The 19348-nt window shown below is 32.7% G+C and carries 12 protein-coding genes; 8 read left to right on the forward strand and 4 right to left on the reverse strand.

What is annotated here, in order from left to right:
- Positions 1 to 180: 180 nt before the first annotated feature.
- The 3 genes from NQQ59_RS10210 to NQQ59_RS10220 all read right to left on the reverse strand — a co-directional run bounded on the left by NQQ59_RS10210 (position 181) and on the right by NQQ59_RS10220 (position 10366).
- The gene (locus NQQ59_RS10210) at positions 181 to 972 is read right to left on the reverse strand and encodes a 4'-phosphopantetheinyl transferase family protein (protein WP_186296635.1); all 792 of its coding nucleotides are present in this window, start codon (positions 970 to 972) and stop codon (positions 181 to 183) included.
- Positions 959 to 4969 (reverse strand): non-ribosomal peptide synthetase, encoded by a 4011-nt coding sequence (locus NQQ59_RS10215; RefSeq protein ID WP_144219040.1) that lies wholly within the window; start codon positions 4967 to 4969, stop codon positions 959 to 961. Before NQQ59_RS10215 ends, NQQ59_RS10210 begins: the two co-directional genes overlap by 14 nt.
- A gap of 81 nt (positions 4970 to 5050) precedes the next feature.
- A complete protein-coding gene (locus NQQ59_RS10220; RefSeq protein ID WP_144219041.1) occupies positions 5051 to 10366 on the reverse strand; it encodes a polyketide synthase in 5316 nt (1771 codons plus the stop codon).
- A gap of 992 nt (positions 10367 to 11358) precedes the next feature.
- Here NQQ59_RS10220 and NQQ59_RS10225 point away from each other — a divergent pair.
- From NQQ59_RS10225 to NQQ59_RS10245, 5 genes are all read left to right on the forward strand, one after another.
- On the forward strand, positions 11359 to 11781 hold the full coding sequence (locus NQQ59_RS10225; protein ID WP_186296636.1) for a T9SS type A sorting domain-containing protein: 423 nt from the start codon (positions 11359 to 11361) through the stop codon (positions 11779 to 11781).
- Between the two features lie 14 nt (positions 11782 to 11795).
- On the forward strand, positions 11796 to 12524 hold the full coding sequence (locus NQQ59_RS10230) for a hypothetical protein (RefSeq protein ID WP_144219043.1): 729 nt from the start codon (positions 11796 to 11798) through the stop codon (positions 12522 to 12524).
- The gene (locus NQQ59_RS10235; protein ID WP_144219044.1) at positions 12521 to 14701 is read left to right on the forward strand and encodes a hypothetical protein; all 2181 of its coding nucleotides are present in this window, start codon (positions 12521 to 12523) and stop codon (positions 14699 to 14701) included. The genes NQQ59_RS10230 and NQQ59_RS10235 overlap by 4 nt, the downstream gene beginning before the upstream one ends.
- Before the next feature lie 503 nt (positions 14702 to 15204).
- Positions 15205 to 15435 carry a helix-turn-helix transcriptional regulator gene (locus tag NQQ59_RS10240; RefSeq protein ID WP_144219045.1) on the forward strand — a complete coding sequence of 77 codons (231 nt, stop codon included), beginning with the start codon at positions 15205 to 15207 and terminating at the stop codon, positions 15433 to 15435.
- 77 nt (positions 15436 to 15512) lie between these two features.
- A complete protein-coding gene (locus NQQ59_RS10245; RefSeq protein ID WP_144219046.1) occupies positions 15513 to 15716 on the forward strand; it encodes a helix-turn-helix domain-containing protein in 204 nt (67 codons plus the stop codon).
- An 89-nt stretch (positions 15717 to 15805) separates the two neighbouring features.
- Here the strand turns inward: NQQ59_RS10245 and NQQ59_RS10250 are convergent, their stop codons facing one another.
- Positions 15806 to 16273 carry a UpxY family transcription antiterminator gene (locus tag NQQ59_RS10250; RefSeq protein WP_144219047.1) on the reverse strand — a complete coding sequence of 156 codons (468 nt, stop codon included), beginning with the start codon at positions 16271 to 16273 and terminating at the stop codon, positions 15806 to 15808.
- A 613-nt stretch (positions 16274 to 16886) separates the two neighbouring features.
- Between NQQ59_RS10250 and NQQ59_RS10255 the strand changes: the two genes are divergently transcribed.
- From NQQ59_RS10255 to NQQ59_RS10265, 3 genes are read left to right on the forward strand one after another with little or no spacing between them, the layout of a single operon-like run.
- Entirely contained in the window at positions 16887 to 17321 is a 435-nt protein-coding gene (locus NQQ59_RS10255; protein WP_109194230.1) for an adenylyltransferase/cytidyltransferase family protein, read from the forward strand.
- The gene (locus NQQ59_RS10260) at positions 17311 to 18312 is read left to right on the forward strand and encodes a mannose-1-phosphate guanylyltransferase (protein WP_144219048.1); all 1002 of its coding nucleotides are present in this window, start codon (positions 17311 to 17313) and stop codon (positions 18310 to 18312) included. The genes NQQ59_RS10255 and NQQ59_RS10260 overlap by 11 nt, the downstream gene beginning before the upstream one ends.
- A gap of 22 nt (positions 18313 to 18334) precedes the next feature.
- A complete protein-coding gene (locus tag NQQ59_RS10265; protein ID WP_144219049.1) occupies positions 18335 to 19288 on the forward strand; it encodes a GDP-L-fucose synthase family protein in 954 nt (317 codons plus the stop codon).
- Positions 19289 to 19348 lie beyond the last annotated feature (60 nt).

Here is a 19348-nt window from a genome sequence, read left to right on the forward strand (position 1 = left end):
ATCCTGCTTCTGAAAACAGAACATTCAAATATACCTAAGACTGCGTTAGTGATGGGAGCGGCATCCTTTTGCGGGCGCACAAAACCTCTTTTTATCCCTGAAACCTTATCCCGCAAAAGATACAGCGCACAGCACGACCCGCAGGGGAACGCCATAATCAAAATTATCTCTAAAATTAGGTTAGTTTCTTTTGGGAGTCATTTCAAGAAGTTCTTCCATATTGTTGGGAATGGTATATAACATTATGTTTTTAGAAATTTCTGGCAGATCTTCGAAAGCTACAGCTCCTAGATAGTTTTCTGCAAAATCAAAACTGTAAACCTGCCAGTTTTGAGTGTTTCGTAGGAGAGTTGAATCTATATGATATTGTCCGTCTAAACTGGGTAGATTTTTAAAATCTTCATCAATTCCTTTTCCTAGTGCTTTTACAAAGGCTTCTTTACGTGTCCAAGATGTGTAGAACGCATGCTTTATATTTGCTGAATTTTGAATTTGTAGCACTTCATTATCTTCAAATACATCAGGAAGAAGAGTTGTAAATTTGAAATCATTTGACATATATTCAATATCCAAACCTACTTTTTTTCTCGATATTGCTATAGCTGCAAAGTCTTCAGAATGGGAAACATTAAAATGCAACCACGGATGAGAGATTAAGTATGGTTTTTTATTAAAATTATAATCAAAATATACATCCTTTATACGTAAGTTGGAATGAGCTGCTAAAACAAACTTTAAAATTGCTCTATAGGTTATAAAACGATTTGTGTCCGTTTCCTTGTAATAACGCTTTGCCTTTTTTATTTCTTTGTCGCTAAGAAATTTTGATAATTCAGATTTTAAATCAGTGAAATCGGGTAAATAAATAGTATATATAATGATGTCATTACTGTCTAAAAAAAACTTTTTATCAGGGATCGATTCTGCACTTTTTACATTTGAAAAAGAAATAGATAGCTTAGATGTTTTCATGCTTCTCATCTAAAATGTCCTGAATTAATCTCGCTAATACTATGTCATTCGGTGGTGCTACAATGTCCAAATGATTTCCTGAAATATTATGAACGATAACACCTCCTAAAGCAGCTTTTCTCCAGCCTAGGTGAGTTGGGTCTAATTTGTAGTTTTCATCATCTTTTGATCTAAATAAATCTACCTCAAAATTCTGTGGTTTAAGATGATAGCGATCTACGATTTTTTTAACCATACCGTCTGCTATTATGAATTCTTTAAGGGCAAGTTCTTCTTGTTCTGACATTATTTTTTTCTTACCAAAATGTCTTTGTAAAATGTATTCTTTTTTTCCATTAATTCTCATTTTGAATGCTTTCCAGCTTAATAACATTTCTTTTAAGAAATCTAATCTTCTATAAGTGACATCCATATAACGAACGAGTTGTTTTCGTCGATAATTTCCATAGTAATAAGAAGAATCTAAATAAGAATCTAATAATGCCGTTAGACTTACTATTTTACCTTGTGCTTTTAGTTGTCGTGTCATTTCAAATGCAACAATTCCGCCAAAAGAGAAACCTGCTAATGCATAAGGGCCTTTCGGATTTACCTTGATAATAGCATCTATATAGTGTGCGGCCATAGCTTCTATTGATTCATACCATCCGTCAAAACCTTTTGGTTTAGTACCTTGGATACCATAAACAGGCTGATCTTCATCAAAGTGTTTACTAAGATTGATGAAATTTAGCACATTGAGTCCTGCGCCATGAACTATAAAAAGAGGCGGTTTGTTTCCTGTTGGTTTTATCGGAACTAAACAATCGGAATAAATTTCTGTACCTGTATTTAATAATTTAGCAAATTTTTCGACTGTAGAATATTTGAACAATGCTGATAATGGAATTCTTTTACCAGTATGTTTTTCTATCTCAATCATAACCTTTACACCTTTGATTGAATGACCACCCATTTCGAAGAAGTCACTGAAAATGTCAATGTTTTCAATATTTAAACTTTCTTTCCAAATAGTTGCGACTATATTTTCTTCTTCAGTACGTGGTGCGGTATATGTTATTTTTTTATTGACTTTGTATTGAGATAATGCTTTACGGTCTATTTTTCCATTTAGAGTTGTTGGTATCTTTTCTAATAGATTAAAATCATGTGGAATTAGTTGTGCTGGTAATTTCGCAGCTAGACTTTCACGCCATAACGTAATTTTTGTTTGTGCTTCTTCTATTGCTGAATCTGGTACAATATGAGCAATAAGGAAATTTTCATCAGCCAGTACAACAGCTGATTTTATACCCTCTAGAGAAAGAAGAGCTTGTTCTACTTCACCTGGTTCAATACGATGTCCTCTAATTTTTACTTGTTGGTCTAATCGTCCTAAACATTCTATTTCATTATTAGGGAGTAATTTTCCTAAATCACCTGTTCGGTAAAGTATTTCTTTTTCGTCGTCGGAGAATTTATTTTTGATGAATTTTTCGGCTGTCAACTCAGGTCTGTTCCAGTAACCTTTGGCAACACCATCACCTCCAATTGTAATTTCTCCTATGTTTCCTGGTGGAACAAGTTGGCCTTGTTCGTCCACAATATAAATTTGTGTATTTCCAATTGGTTTACCTATAGTAATTGTTTTATCATCGGCATTTATTTGTTTTAAAGAAGACCATATTGTTGTTTCTGTCGGACCATAAACATTCCAGAGTGTGTCGCATTTATTTAGAAGCTCTTTAGCTAGGTCAACTGGCATTGCCTCACCACCGCATAATGCTTTAATTGGCAATTTTTCAGACCATCCAGAATCTAATAGCATCGACCAAGTTGTTGGCGTAGCTTGTAAGAAGTTTATTTTTTCTTTTTTTACTAAATCAAGTAAAAGTCTACCGTCTCTGGCAGTTTCATGATCGGCTAAAATTAATGTTGCTCCTTTTATTAAAGGTAGATATAATTCTAATCCTGCGATGTCGAACGAAATCGTTGTGATAGAAAGAAGTCTGTCATCTTGCTTTATACCTGGTTCGATAGCCATACTGCACAAAAAGTTGACTAAGTTTTTATGAGTGATAGGTACTCCTTTTGGATTACCTGTTGATCCTGAAGTATAAAGTATATAGGCATTGTTTTCGGCGCTAAGAGTAAAAGGAAGTGGTGCTGTCGAATATTGATTTAATGACTCGATAATGTCTTCTATAAATAGCATTTGTGACCATGATGGTAAGGATGCAAACACCTCTTTACTAGTTAGTAAAACTTTTGCGGATGAATCGTTTAACATGAATTCTAAACGTTCTTTTGGATATTCTGGATCTAACGGTAAATAAGCAGCTCCACATTGCATAATGGCTAACAATGTATAAAGCAATTCAGGGCTTCTTGGGAAAGAAACAGCGATAAAATCACCCGATTGAATACCTTGTGCCTTTAAGTAATTTGCATATTGGTTTACTTTTTCTTGTACTTCGAAATAAGTCATTTTTGAATCGTGAAACTCTACTGCAATGCTTTCGGGCGTTTTTTCTGCCTGTATTTTAAATAATTCCGTTAAGGTAACATTTGGATAAGGCATTTCGGTATTATTCAACTCTGCGTAATCTGTTAGATAATTGCCTCCGATTAAATCAGATAGTGGATCGTTTGCGTTAGCTATTACATCTTTAATTATTCCTTCAAACGAAGTCATCATCTGACTGATAGTTTCTGGTTTAAAGAGTGTTGTGTTGTAGGTCCATTGAAATTCAGGACCATCTTTAGCTCTAAAAATATGAAGTTGAATTTCAAAAGTTCCAAATTGCCTTGGATTTGCATTAAAACTATGTGTAAGACCTGTATATGAAAAATCATTTTCTATAGTTCTTGCTAAATCAACCGTTAATATAACTGGTACTAAAGGAATTCTAGACGGATCTCTTGCAATGGCAAAGCTCTTTAAAAGATGTCCAAAACTAACTTGTTGATGTTCGTACGCATCAAACAATTCAGAATTTCTTTGTTTTAAATATGCTGCAAAACTAATGTCAGGAGTAATTTTACTGCGTAATGGAAGCAGGTTAACGCAATCGCCAACCAGCTGTCTCATATCGTATAATGTATTTCCTGAAGAAGGAAATCCAACAACTAAATCATTTTGCCCTGTAGTTTTGCATAAGAAAACTTCAAATGCTGCCAATAGCGTAGTAACCAGACTGCATCCAGAATTTATACCTATGTTTTTTAATTCATTTATGATACTGTCGTCTAACGGAAAATCAATTCTGTCACTATTGTAGGTTCGTAGAGCAGGTCTTGTGTAGTCTAGTGGTAATTCAATTGTTGGAACTGATTCTTTATAGATATTAATCCAAAAATCTTCTAGAGTTTTATATTCACTACTTTCCATAAATGAATTTATCCTTTCGGCAAATTCGCTAAAACGTTCTGGAGTTGGTAATTGAGGTTTTTCATTTTCGAAATAGGCAGAATAAAGTGTACCAAGCTCTTCTAGAATAACGTCAATACTTAATCCGTCTCCAATAATGTGATGGATTGTTAAAGTTGCAAGATGCTCAAAATTATCAATTTTAAGTAGGTTAACTCTAAATAATGGACCATTTACAAGGTCAAAAAGTTTGTTTACCTCTTCTTTAACTAATATGTCTATTGCATTTTTTTTGTCAATAACAGAAAGGTTAGAAAAATCATTATGCGAAATTTCGATTTTATAATCGTTATAGATGCACATAAAACGCCCGTCTGGACTAAAAACAGCTCGCAAACCCTCATGACGTTGTACTAGAGTATTTAGTGCTGTTTCGAAAATATCTACTGCTAAGTTGCCTTTGAATTTAATAGATACTGAAAGGTTATAAGCCTTGTTTGCATCGCTGCCTCCAAAAATGCAATCTGACCATATTTCCTGTTGGGAATTAGTAGTATGGATTACTCGTTCGATTTCAGGGGAAAATGGATTAAATTGAATTTCAGTTTCAGTTTCCATTTCTGTTTGTATTTGAGGTTGATTTTTCATTATTTTCCTATTTTAAATGTGATTGAACAGTTTTTTAAATGACAATTTAAAATATTAGTTATCTCTTGTGTGTGTCTGTTTTTACAGTTTGATCTTTATCAAATTTCCATTTTGATTAGGGTCTTCAATAAACCATGCTGGATTTCCATTTTCGTCCCGTCCTAGTTTACTGCCTTTTGTTGGTGGTTCATCTGCTTTTATCGTATATTTTTTTTCAGAAGGCTGTTTGTCGTTAACTTTTGAAGAATCAAGCAGCTGTTCTTTTTTCAGAAAACCATTAGTTCCATTGATATGTCCGTTAGCATGATTTATTTCTGTGTTTTCAGTAAGCTTAATGGAGTCAAAATGTTCCGCTTTTAAATTTGTAAATGAACCATTTCCATTAACTGAAGTAGTCTGGTAATTTTGCAATTGATCTACTTTCTGACTCAAAAGTTGGATCTGACGAACAATTTGCTCTAACGAAATCTGATTTTGATTGGATGATAATTGAATACTGGTTGAATTAATAGTTTGAACAGAAGTTACTTCAGGTTCTGTAATTGGTTCAGCTATTTGTTCTTCAGGAAGATTTGATTCAATATAATCAGCTAAAAGTGATGGTGTAGAATATGCTTCATTAAGTTGTCTAAAAGTTATTGGTAAATCGAACTCTTTTTTCAGTTTCCCTGATAATTGTGTAAGGGATAGCGAATCCAAACCTAATTCCAAGAAAGTATTATCTATTGCTTCAAATTCATAAGTTATTCCAGAAGCATTTTTTATGATCTCTGAAATCTTAAGTAATACAGAATCTTTTCTAGAATTGGTTGTTTTAGTGCTTACATTATCATTGTTTTGAGTATCAATTGAAGAAAAATCAAGATTGATAGGCTTTTGAATGGCTACGGTTTCAATAACTCCTAAAGGTTCAATCCAGCAAGGTTTACGGTCAAAAACGTAACTTGGTAGTTCAATTTTTTGTCTTTGCTCTCCATTGTAAAAAGCTTTCCAATCTGGATTTACTCCTCTTGCCCATAGATCACCCAAAGCATTTAAAAGGGTAGAATATTCATTGTCCTGTTCATTCTTAGGAAAATTTAAACTTGGAAAAACAGGAATTATTTTTCCAGCCGCTTGTTGACGAGCCAAGGTTGTTAATGTTTGTCCTGGACCAACTTCTAGTAAAATAAAATCCTCTAGCTCAAAAGCAGTATCCATAGCGTCTGCAAATCGAACAGTATTTTTAAGTTGGTTTACCCAATATGTTGTACTTGTAGCTTCAGTATCTGTAAGCCATGTTCCAGAAGCGGTAGAAATAATTGGTAATCTAGGAATGTTAAGTTTTACTTTTTCTAATTCATTTTTGAAATCCTCTAAAATAGGTTCCATCATAAAAGAATGAAAAGCATGACTTGTATTTAATAATTTATTTGGAATTTCTTTAGCATCTAATTCTTGATTGAAAGCTGCAATATCTTCTTTTGTTCCTGAAACAACGCAGAATTGGGTTGAATTTATAGCCGCAATCGAAATTGTACTTGGTAGCAATTCATTTAGTTGGTCAATCGGAACACGTACAATCAGCATAGATCCGCCAGGTAGTTCACTGATTAATTTTCCTCTAACTGTTACGATGTGCAATGCATCTTTTAAATTTAGGATGCCAGCCAAATGTGCAGCGGCAAATTCACCAATACTATGACCACATAAAAAAGTTGGTTTTATTCCCCAGCTCATCCATAATTGGGCTAATGCATATTCTGTGACAAATAAAGATGGTTGTGTTAATCGAGTGTTTTTTAACTGTTCTTCGGCTTCAGGACAATCATCTTTTGGGTATATGATATCTCGAATATCAAGCTTTAAATCGTCCATTAATAATTCAGCACATTTGTCTACGGCTTCACGATATACCTTTTCGTTTTCGTAAAGTGTTTTACCCATCTGTACATATTGAGATCCTTGTCCAGGAAATAGGAAACCTATTTCTGAAGGAGAACTTTTTAAAACTGAAGACTTAGTGGTTTTAGCTTTTAGACAAAGTAGTTTTTCTGCAGCATCATCTGTAGAGTTTGAGATCAGAAAACTTCTATGGTTAAAATCATCTCTTGTCATGTTTAATGAATAAGCAATATCTGCCAAAGGAATCTCTCTTGATTTATCAATAAAATGACCTAAAGCATTTTCGTATCCTAGTAAACTGTTTTGATTTTTTGCTGACCACATTAAGAGTTGTGCTGGCCTTGAAGTTGAAGATGGGGCAGGAGTAGCTTCATATTCTTCAATAATAGCATGAACATTTGTACTTCCAATACCAAATGAACTTACACCAGCTCTTCTTTTTCCATCTGCATTCCAATCGATTAAAGTATTGTTGACGTAAAAAGGACTATTGTCAAAGTCAATATTTGGATTTGGTTTTTCAAAATTTACCATTGGAGGTATCTTTTTATAACGCATAGCCAATAAGACTTTAATTACACCTGCAACACCAGCGGCAGCTGTAGTATGTCCCATATTACTTTTAATAGAACCTAAGGCACAATAGTTATTTTTCTCTTGTTTGCCATAAGCTATTTTAAGACCTTCAATTTCTATTGGATCGCCAATAGGAGTGGCAGTACCATGAGCTTCCATATAACTAATGGTAGAAGGTGATATTTGTGCATCATTAAAAGCATTGATTATAGCACCAGCTTGTCCTTTTGGACTTGGAGCCATGAAGCTTCCTTTGTCACCTCCGTCATTGTTTACACCAACACCTTTGATTACTCCATAGATAATATCTCCATCTTTTTCTGCTTCTTCCAATCTTTTAAGGACAACTACACCGGCTCCGTCACTAAAAACAGTTCCTTTTCCAGAAGCATCAAAAGATCTGGTAGAACCGTCAGGACTTTTAATAAATCCATCATCATAAAGATGTCCACTATTTATTGGCGCCGTTACACTTGATCCTCCAGCAAGGGCAATGTCACACATTCCAGTTCTTATTGCTTTTACAGCTTCGGCTATTGCCAATAATGAAGTTGAACAAGCTGAATGTACACTAACAGATGGTCCTTTAAGGTTTAAGTGATACGAAGTACGAGGCGCAATAAAATCTTTTCCGTTAACGGTGTAGATTTGTAAATCGCCTACAGAACTTTTTAATTCTTGGTTTGAAAAGATGTTATTTTCATAGTAAGAATTGATTTCACTGCCTGAATATACAGCAATGTTTCCTTTATAATGTTTTGGTAAATGTCCAGCTTGTTCTAATGCCTCGTATGAAATCTCCAGAAATATTCTGATTTGAGGATCCATTGCAGCAGCAAGTTGCGGATTTAATCCAAAGAAGGCGGCGTCAAATGTTTTTGCAGATGGAAGAATTCCTCTCGCGCCAATATAAAGAGGATCATTACGAAGACTTTCTGGTAAACTACTGTCTAATTCTTCTTTAGTAAATAGAGAAATGGTTTCTTTTCCATCTCTAAGATTTTCCCATAGCTCGTCTATAGTATCCGAGCCCGGAAATCTTCCTGCCATACCAATTATGGCAATATCTTGTGAGCTTGCTTGGTTGTTTGTATTTTTAAATGAAAATACGTCTTCTTTAATTGTATTTTCATTGTTGCTTTCTTCTAAAGTAATTGCTAATTCTCTAATTGTTGGATGAATGTAAATTTTTGAAACAGGTACCTCTTTTGATAACTGCTGTCTCATCAAGGTTGTTACTTTTTGGGCAAGAACCGAACTTCCTCCCATATCAAAAAAGTCATCATCGATACCAATACTTGCTATTTTTAATTCTTCACTCCAAATTTTAGCAATGTCCTTTTCTAATTGTGTTGTTGGTTTTTTGAAAAGAGGAGCAGAATCAGGTCGATTATATTCGGGAACAGGTAAATTCTTTTTATCAATTTTTCCGTTTGGAGTTATAGGGAATTCATCTACCCAAATATATTTTGAAGGCAATAATATTTCTGGCAACACCTTAGAAAGTGAATCATGAATTTGTTTTTCATCCTGTAATTGATCATCAGATTTTAGATAAGCTACAAGTTTATCTTCATTTCCAAGATGACGGCTTACAATAACTGCAGATTGTTTAACCCCAGATAATGTATTTAAAGTAGCTTCAATTTCACCCAATTCAATACGATGACCTCTAATTTTTACCTGATGATCGATTCGTCCTAAGCACTGTAACTCTCCATTTGGCAATAATTTACCCAAATCACCTGTACGATAAAGAGTGGCGTTTGGATCTGTTGAAAATGAATCAGCAATAAATTTTTCAGAAGTAAGTTCTGGACGTTTCCAGTAACCTTCTGCGACTCCGTTTCCGCCAATAACAATTTCTCCAACGGTTCCAGATTCAACAGTTTGACCCTTTTCGTCTAATAAATAAATCTGAGTATTAGCAATAGGAAAGCCAATTGTAATCAATTCATCATCACTTTTAATCTCTTTAACAGCAGACCAAATTGTGGTTTCAGTTGGGCCGTACATGTTCCAAAGTGATTCACATTTTGAAGTTAGTTGTCGCGCAAGATTTAGCGGCATAGCTTCACCTCCACAAAGCGCTTTTAAAGTTAATGGTTTTTCCCAACCCGAATCAAGCAACATTTGCCATGTAGTAGGAGTTGCCTGTAATATTGTGATTTCTTTTTCTTGTAAAAGTTTTAATAGAAGTTGTCCGTCTCGGGTAGTTTCATAATCTGCAAAAACTACTGAAGCACCTGTTAGTAAAGGTAAAAATAATTCTAAACCAGCGATATCAAAAGAAATTGTAGTAATAGACAATAATTTATCTTCTGGATCAATACCTGGCTCAATCGCCATACTGTACAAAAAGTTTACTAAATTTTTATGTGTAACAGTTACTCCCTTTGGTTTTCCTGTTGATCCCGAAGTGTACATCATATAAGCAACAGATGTATTACTAACTTCTATAGATATAGGTGAATTAGGATATTGGTTAAGTGAAGACAATACATCTTCTATATGTATAGTTGCAGAACTTTTTGGTAATGATGTTGAAAGCGATTTAGTCGTTAATAAAAAACTAGCTTCAGAATCTTCAAGCATAAACTCTAAACGTTCGCCAGGAAATTTTGGATCTAATGGCAAGTAAGCAGCTCCACATTGTAAAATCGCTAAAAGAGAAGCAACTAAATTAGAGTTTCGCTCCGTAGATACCGCTACAATTTGTCCAGGACATAAACCTTTATCTAAGAAATAATTTGCCATTTGATTTATGGTCTCAGACAATTCCTTATAGGTGAATTTTTCATTTCCAAATTCAAGAGCTAGTGAATCTGGAGTTGTTTCAGCTTGTCTTGTAAAAATCTCGTGCAATGCATTTTGAGGATAACTCATGTTTTTCCAATTTACCTCGTTGTCTAAACTATTTTTATTAGGTCTTTTCATTTTAAGGGAATTAAAATTAAAGTTGAGCAAAATAATGTGATAAAATCAGCGTTAAACTAAAAACAGAATCTTCTGTAAGGTTTTGTTATTTAGTTTGTTAGTGATAGATAATTGTCTTCTTTGTTTTACAATTAACAGCTTTGTCAATAAATTGGATGTAAGAATTTTAATTGGTTCTGGCTTTTATTTTGACTCAGTATTAAAATGGTATTTATTGCTTATTCTTCAATAAGCTGATCAAAAAAAGGAATTTTTTTTCAGTAAATCTTGCATATTCTATATAAAGCTATTATTCTCGATGAACAGCATATTTTAAATTATATAAGGCAAGTTTTATGAAAAAAATGATAAAGAATTTTTTGAAGTAGTTTTAGATTTTTAATACAATTTCGTTCAATAAAGTTTGTTTTTTGTCAAAATAAGTTCTGTTATGTTTAGAGATTGTAAAATATTTAATTAATTTTGCAATCTCTATGTCTTTGACTAATAACAAGGTACATTTTTGTTGATTAGGAGTGAAGGATCAATTATTAAAGCCCCTTATAATTGAGAAATAGAAAAAATATACAGCCCTGTATTGAAGATTAAATAAAAAGTTTATCGCAATGTAATTTCTAAAATAAACAGACGTTATTTTAGTAGTACAAATTTGTTTAGACCAAAGCCAAAAATATTTAATCTTTACACTTTAAAGTAATAATATACTATAGATATATTTTAAGTTCTTTTTAAGAATTTAAAAATAATTTTAACATTTTGAATGTAAGTAAAAAGTTATTAAAACAATGCTTTTCAGGTAGTTAATCGGAATTATAATTATTTTTATCGATTATTTTTTGAGATTAAATATTTTTGCAGTATTAAAAAATAGAGAATAAAATACGACTGTGAGGTATCTGAAATTAAAAAATATAAACCTACTAATAGTAACTATGTTATTGATTCCTTTTGTAGGAATTTGCCAAGCCAATCCCCCTAGTTCTCATGAAATTATGGAAACTATAATTCCTTCTGGAAGTAGTGCAACTGGTAGTTCTGGAACAGTAACTTATTCTATTGGACAAGTTTTTTATACCTATATAGGAGTAGAATCTGTTTACAACGTAGCGCAAGGGATACAGCATCAGGAAAATCAAGATAACTTAGGAACCCCAGATATCGAAAAACCTACTACAGAAATATTTGCATTCCCAAATCCAACAATTGATTTTGTTACCATAAGTATGACCGGATTAGAGTTAGATGGGCAAAAATCCTATAAACTTTATGATATACAAGGCAGGCTTTTGAAACAGAATGTAATAAATCAGACAGAAGCACAAGTCAGCTTCAATTATCTCAGTCCGTCTATTTATATACTAGTCGTATACAATGGCAGCCAAATTTTGAAATCATTTAAAATCATTAAAAATTAAAAAATAAAAATCTAATGAAACTTGCATATACCCTTTTATTATTGTTTGTGACCATTACGTTCAAGGTATTTGCACAATCACCTGAAAAAATGAGTTATCAGGCAATTATTCGAGCACAGGATAATAGTTTGGTTGTTAATTCTAGAATTAGTCTTAAGATTATAGTACATCAGGGTACTGCAACAGGAACTAATGTTTATCAGGAAACACATTCTGTAAATACAAACGCCAATGGCCTAGTTTCTCTTGAAATTGGAACCGGAACAATTATTACAGGTGAATTTAGCAAAATTGCATGGGACAAAGGTCCTTATTTTATAGAAACACAAGTAGATGTAAAAGGAGGAACAAATTATAATATCACAGGTGTTACTCAGCTTTTGAGCGTGCCATTTGCATTGTATGCCAAAACAGCTGGTTCGACAACCACAACAGCTGCGAGAGCGACAATCGTTTCCTTTACTTCTTCAAGAAATATTGCTGTTGCAGACATAAACAATACAATAGAATGTACAACATCATCTACCTTAACCTTAACTGCTGATTTTGGGAACATGCTTGTAGGAGAAACTATTAATTTAGAAGCTCACAACGGTGCAACACTTACTATTCAGGCTGCTTCTGGGGTAGCTATTAATTATACTGCTGCAGGAAGTGCAAAATTTGCAAGTACTGCAGGAAATGTGAGGTTTGGGTTTCTAAGAAAAACAGGAACAAATTCCTATATTATTTCAGGACAATGAAACATCTAATTTATTTTTTACTCTTTTCAACAGCAGTTTTCTCTCAGAACTATCAGTATGCAATAGATGAAGCTCCTGTGAAAACTACTCCGCCAGTAACTCCAGGTGTCAATAATCAAAAAGAAGAAATTGAATATTTCAATGCGTATTTATTGCCAGTAACTCAAAAAGCTACTATTCAAGCCGCTTTAGATAAGTATGGTTCTGTACGATTAGAAAAAGGAGATTATACAGGAGTTGATATTGTGATGAAAAGCAATCAAAGATTATATGGATATTCTACTTTAAGTCCAGTTTCCAATATCACCATTGCAGCAGGAAGTTCTAATGTGCTTTTGCAGGATTTATTACCAAATGGTAAAACGATAACTTTTCAAGCAGGAGGAGTTATTTCTAATTGTACTTTAAAGTCAATTAAATGGGCTACTATTAAAGCGACCAATGCTCAAATCGAAAACAACTTATTTATTAATGTAATGAGTGCCATACAATTTGATTGTAGTGCATCAGGATATTTTAGAAATAATAAAATCATAAAGCATCAGGTACATGGTACATCCAATCAGCTTGTAATGAAAGGAAACAGCACAACTCCAAGTTATGGAAATGTGCATTTACATTCTAATTTTTTAACGCCAGCTGGTGATGCTACAGATATTAATAATCTGCAGTCGATGACTTTTGTCGGATTGGATAGTGAAGCTTGGAATTTCAGCGGTACCGGTACTAAACCTATGTTGTATATGCAGAATATGGGAAATGTAAAGATTACAGATTTTGGAGGAGGAAACAGTTATTCTGCTGTTCAAACTCCAACTTTTGATATTACAGCTAATAATTTATTCTTTTTTAATAAGCTTATTCAGGGAGAGGGAACAAGCGGAGCGCCATCAGTTGCAGGAAAAACAAATGTACTTTATTTTGTTGGAGAGCATGATAATTATAAAAGAAGCACTTCGCCAGTCACAGGATTTGACTTAAAAGCACATTTTCGAGGAGTTGGACTTGACAAAGAAGTGACTTTAAATGCGACAGCTCAGAATACGGCTATTTCAGGTTCATCTGCTATTTCAACAGCTATTGTTGGTACAAAATATACACCATTCAGCCGTACAACGTGGGAAACATTGCCAGATCCATTAGGGGCTAATTGGGCATCAGATAGATCAGGAAAAACAGATAATACTAGTTATATCCAGAATTTAATAAATACTAAAGGTATTGCAGAACTTCCAGAAGGTACTTTTTATATTAGCTCAACCTTGAAAATGCCTGTAGATGGAACAAAAGGAATTATTGGGGCAGGAACAGGAAAAACTGTAATTGTGGGCCTAAAGGATGATTTTCCTTTAATAACTCTTTCAGAGTCTGCAACAGGGGATAATAATTTTGTGCTTTCGAATCTGACCCTACAAGGTGGAAGTGTTGGTGTATATGCTCCTGATGAAATGGATATGATTGCTTTTACAAATTTAAAATATGTTGTATTTAGAAATCAAAACTATGGTATTCATCTGTATCGAATTTTTGGTTTAGACAATTGCTTTTTTGATAGTTTAAGTTTTGTGAATTGTAATATAGGATTCTTTCAGGATCCCAATCCAGTATATAGTTTTAAAGACGCTGGATATGTAGATAAAGTTGTTTTCTACAACGGACAGTTTTTAAACTGCGGAACTGCAATATCTATGAAAGCAACTAGAGCAGATAATCTAAATGCATGGGTCAACTGTAAGTTTGATGGAAATAGTTTAGCTTTTGATATCTCAGGACATAATTTTCCTATAGCAGCCAATTGCGATTTTACAAATCATAAAGGACCTCATATTATAAGAGATTCTCCTTTATCGCTATACAGTTGTAATTTCTATAATAATGCCAGTACAGATGCTATAATTAGAGGACAAGGAAGTTTTATGGAAGGTTGTACTTTACAAGATAACATTCCAGTATTTTCTTCTACAGTGCATTATATTATGAGTAACTACATTCTTAATTCAACAATTAGAGGAACTGTTGCTAGAACGTATGGAATGACTCAAGGTGTTTATGTAAATAGTAATTTACAATCTAATACTGCTTTTAGTAAGTTGCTGGTAAACATGAAAGATAATGTTCCAATTATATTGATAAATGAAACACCAAATCCGTATCCGCAACTTTTAGTAACGCAGTAAAAAATAAAGATGCGATTGTTTTTTATTCGTTTTCAGTTTAAAAATTAATCTAAAAAATACTTCCCCAAAAGAGGTTGAGAATAGCTAAGCTAATTTCTCAGCCTCTTTTTTTTGTTTTTTAGCTAAGAGCACTGTTATTAGGTTATACGACGAGTAAAACTACGCGATTATTTTCTTACATGATAAGATTTTGTGGTAAATATTGGGCTTAACAGAGCGCCTTAAAACGAGCTATGTTGTATTTTATCGGATTTTAAAATCCGTTGAACAGATTTATTATTATATACTCTAAACATTATATATTTTTGATCAGAATTTAAAATGAATGATAAATAAAAATCGTCATTTAGCTTTAAACCTTGTTAATAATTGAATGGTTGCTGTAAAAAGGTGCGTTTTTTGTAAAATAATCGAAGAAAAATGATGATCACCTAATGCATAAATTTAATTAAGAGTTATGATAGTAGTTTCAGAGTACGAATTGTTTATGTTTTTTATTTTTTATGAAATATAGTGTATACGAAAATATTAGAAAGATAAGAGAATTAAAAAATTTTACCAGAGAATATGTTGCTGCCGAATTAAAAATGAGTACCAGCGGTTATGGTAAAATTGAAAGAGGAGATGTTGATTTAACTGTTTCTAAATTAATTGAAATTTCAAAAGTTTTAGAGGTGTCAATTGAGTTCATATTTAAATTCGATGTGTCAATTTTTTTTAGTGAAACAAGATAAAAATACCTTCCCATAATTTGTTGAATATTATAAATAAGAAACTTGAAAAGTTTAAAAAGTAATAAAAAAATTAGATCATGGAAAATTACTACTTAAGAATAAAAGAGTATCGGTTACAAAACAACCATACTCCGGAATATGTAGCTATTCAAATGGAAATGAGCGTAAAAACATATGAAAAAATTGAAAGCGGAATGATTGATCTTAAATTGTCAAAATTAGATCGATTGGTTAAAATTCTGGGGATCAAAAAAAGTCAAATCTTCGAACTGGAGAATTAATAATAGTAAAAGATATTTATTTTATCTGTAAAAAAAAGAGTTTTCAAATTAGATTATAATTTATTGAAAACTCTTTTTTTTTGTGCCACTCATTTATGTTTTACTTTTAAAACATATCCTAAAGATTCTAAAATTAATACATAATGCGTTTTTGTAATATCTTTAACAACCGCATTTTGATCGCAAAACGGACCAGAGTTTAAATGAATTTTATCTCCAATCTGATATTGCATAACAGATATTTCAGAAGCTGTATCTCCAGTATTAAGCCATTCTTTGATAGTCTCAATTTCATGGTCCTTAACAACAGCATGTTTTCCTAACCAAAATAAAAAACGAACAACACCAGGAGAGTGAAAGATAAGATTTCTGTCTTTTTCTGCCAATTGTACAAATATATAATGATTGAACAATGGCACTTCTACCTTTACTTTCCTATCAGATCTTTGTTGCACTTTTTTTATAACAGGACAATAACAGTTTATATTAAACTTGCTTAATTGTTCTGCTGCTCTTTTTTCCCATTTAGGTTTGGTGTACACTACATACCATTTCATAATTGTAACTGTATTAATTGTGTTTTTAAAATAGTTGTTTAAAAAAGATAAGCTCTTTGTTTTCGGAATCGTATTTCGTAAGAAAATAATATTCTGATATAGATAGTTTTGAGAATTTGAGTCTTGTTTCGAAAAAAAATTGTCCGGACAAATTAGTAACAAAGCTTGAAAAATTTTTCTTCAAAGAAATTCGGCATTTTATCTGTAAACTAAGTGGTAAATTTAATTCCAACACTCGAAAACTGCGGATGCTTTTTATGGTAAAATTTCCTTAATAAGGACATTTAGCAACAAAAAACAAATTTCTCATCAATCCTATTACTATAATTTTATCCTAAATTATTATTGTAGAAAAAGTGCTTTTATGAGTCTGAATTTTGAGTTTTTAAACAGTAAAATTTAGGTCGTTTTAGAATAATCACAAAATAATAATTTGAATTTTTTAAGTCATTTTTTTTCTTTTTTTTGAGTAGTTACAATGTAACTATTCACGGGGAACCCTTTTTTAAAAATGTAAAAAAAGCTTCGGAACCCCAGCAAAATGGCTTAACTCGATTTTTGAAAATCATACTACATTAACAAACATATTTTTTTAACTTAAAACATTAAGTAGATGAGAACTGGAATAACATTTAGTGCTTTTGATTTGTTACATGCAGGGCACGTTAAAATGCTTGAAGAAGCAAAACAACATTGTGATTATCTAATTGTAGGTTTACAAACAGACCCAACATTAGATCGCCCGACAAAAAATAAACCAACACAAACTGTAGTGGAGCGTTACATACAGTTAAAGGCGTGTAAGTTTGTAGATGAAATTGTTCCTTATGCTACAGAACAAGATTTGGAAGATATCTTGAAAGCATTTGCTTTAGATGTACGAATCTTGGGAGACGAATATAAAGACAGAGATTTTACTGGTAGAAAATATTGTGAAGAAAAAGGAATCGAATTGTATTTTAATACTAGAGATCACCGTTTTTCAAGTACTAATCTTCGTAATGAGGTATATCAGAAAGAAGTTTTAATGCATTCCAATGGTAACTAGTCCGGTAACACATGTAGTTTTAACAGGAGGAATTGGCAGCAGATTGTGGCCTCTTTCCAGGAAAACACTACCAAAGCAATATCTTGAACTTTTTGATGGAGAATCACTCTTTGAGAAAACAGTTGCTCGTAATCAAAATGTCGCTACTAATACAATTGTAGTAGGAAATATTGAAAACTACAAAATGAGTAATGCTATTATGGAAAAGTTCCATAAGCCTTACATACATATTGTAGAAGCTGTTCCCCGAAATACTGCAGCGGCAATTGCATTTGCGGCATTCGCATCAGATTCTGAAGATATTTTACTGATTACACCATCTGATCATATTATAGATGGAGGCGAATGGTATAGTGATGCTTTGCAAAAAGCAATCACATTAGCCAATCAGAATTATTTGGTCACTTTTGGTATAAAACCCACAAAACCAGAAACAGGATACGGCTATATAGAGTTTGAAGATGAAAATGTTATTGCATTTCATGAAAAACCAGATTTAGATACAGCAAAAGTTTATTTAGAAAATGGCAATTATTTCTGGAACAGTGGACTTTTTTGTTTTAAAGCGGGCAAGTTTTTGGAAGAGCTTGAAAAGCAAGAACCAGAAGTATATTGGGCTTCAAAAGCAGTTTGGGAAGAAACTCTAGATGGTTTTCTGGATTACGAATTGTCAATGAATATTCCTTCTATAAGTATTGATTATGCTGTAATGGAACGAAGCAATGACATTAAAGTGGTGCCTGCACAGTTTGAATGGTCTGATCTGGGATCTTTTGAATCGGTTTATGATTATTTAGTTCATAAAGGTCATCCAATAGATTCAAATCGTAATATTGTAATCGGAACTTCAATGCATACTACATTTATCGGAGTTAAAAATTGTATTCTGATTTACACTGCCGATGCATTGATGGTGTTACAAAAAGAAAATTCTCAAGAAGTCAAACAGGTTTATCAGCAATTAGAATCAATTGCTTCGCCATTATTATAATTCTAAACTAATATACTCAAATATGATCGATAAAAATGCTGTAATATACATTGCCGGACATAAAGGAATGGTAGGAAGTGCTATTTGGAGAGCTCTGACTGCAAAAGGTTACAACAATCTTATTGGAGCTTCTAGCAAAGAATTAGATTTAAGAGAACAAGATGCAGTTCGTGATTTTATTCAAAAAACTAAACCGGATGTAATTATAGATGCAGCTGCAAAAGTAGGAGGGATTCTGGCAAACAATGATTTTCCATATCAATTTTTGATGGAAAATATGCAGATTCAAAATAATCTTATTAACGAAGCTCATAATTCTGATGTCGCTAAATTTATTTTCTTAGGAAGTTCTTGCATTTATCCAAAATTAGCACCACAACCCTTAAGAGAAGAGTATTTATTAACCGCTTCTTTAGAAAATACAAATGAATGGTACGCTTTGGCAAAAATCACCGGAGTAAAATTGTGCGAAGCTATTCGTAAACAATTCGGAAAAGATTTTGTAAGCCTAATGCCAACAAATTTATACGGTACGCATGACAATTTCGATTTAACTAGTTCTCATGTTTTACCTGCTATGATTCGTAAGTTTCATGAAGCTAAAGAAAGTAATAATGCGCCAGTTATACTTTGGGGAACTGGAAATCCAATGCGCGAGTTCTTGTTTGTTGATGATATGGCAGAAGCTGTAGTTTTTGCTTTAGAAAACAAACTTCCGGAACACTTATACAACATCGGAACTGGAAAAGATTTAACCATTAAGAAGCTTGCAGCTACAATTCAAAAAATTGTTGGTCATACTGGAGATGTAATCTGGGATGAAAGCAAACCTGACGGCACACCTCGAAAATTAATGGATGTTTCTAAAATGCACCATATTGGCTGGAAACACCAAGTAGATTTAGAAGAAGGAATACAAAAAACTTACAATTGGTTTCTGGAAAACATTAAAAACCTAAAACAAAAGAGTTATTAATAGTTAATCTCTTTTATTCAGAAATCTCCAAAACATTTACAGTTAACACTTTATAAACTT

The organism is Flavobacterium panacis (genome assembly GCF_024649945.1).
Taxonomy (GTDB): Bacteria; Bacteroidota; Bacteroidia; order Flavobacteriales; family Flavobacteriaceae; genus Flavobacterium; species Flavobacterium panacis.

What these genes read in the sequence shown, in the direction of transcription:
- NQQ59_RS10210 (WP_186296635.1), bottom strand. Translation starts at nt 972, where the DNA reads ATGAAAACATCTAAGCTATCTATTTCTTTTTCAAATGTAAAAAGTGCA.
- NQQ59_RS10215 (WP_144219040.1), bottom strand. Translation starts at nt 4,969, where the DNA reads ATGAAAAATCAACCTCAAATACAAACAGAAATGGAAACTGAAACTGAA.
- NQQ59_RS10220 (WP_144219041.1), bottom strand. Translation starts at nt 10,366, where the DNA reads ATGAAAAGACCTAATAAAAATAGTTTAGACAACGAGGTAAATTGGAAA.
- NQQ59_RS10225 (WP_186296636.1), top strand. Translation starts at nt 11,359, where the DNA reads ATGGAAACTATAATTCCTTCTGGAAGTAGTGCAACTGGTAGTTCTGGA.
- NQQ59_RS10230 (WP_144219043.1), top strand. Translation starts at nt 11,796, where the DNA reads ATGAAACTTGCATATACCCTTTTATTATTGTTTGTGACCATTACGTTC.
- NQQ59_RS10235 (WP_144219044.1), top strand. Translation starts at nt 12,521, where the DNA reads ATGAAACATCTAATTTATTTTTTACTCTTTTCAACAGCAGTTTTCTCT.
- NQQ59_RS10240 (WP_144219045.1), top strand. Translation starts at nt 15,205, where the DNA reads ATGAAATATAGTGTATACGAAAATATTAGAAAGATAAGAGAATTAAAA.
- NQQ59_RS10245 (WP_144219046.1), top strand. Translation starts at nt 15,513, where the DNA reads ATGGAAAATTACTACTTAAGAATAAAAGAGTATCGGTTACAAAACAAC.
- NQQ59_RS10250 (WP_144219047.1), bottom strand. Translation starts at nt 16,273, where the DNA reads ATGAAATGGTATGTAGTGTACACCAAACCTAAATGGGAAAAAAGAGCA.
- NQQ59_RS10255 (WP_109194230.1), top strand. Translation starts at nt 16,887, where the DNA reads ATGAGAACTGGAATAACATTTAGTGCTTTTGATTTGTTACATGCAGGG.
- NQQ59_RS10260 (WP_144219048.1), top strand. Translation starts at nt 17,311, where the DNA reads ATGGTAACTAGTCCGGTAACACATGTAGTTTTAACAGGAGGAATTGGC.
- NQQ59_RS10265 (WP_144219049.1), top strand. Translation starts at nt 18,335, where the DNA reads ATGATCGATAAAAATGCTGTAATATACATTGCCGGACATAAAGGAATG.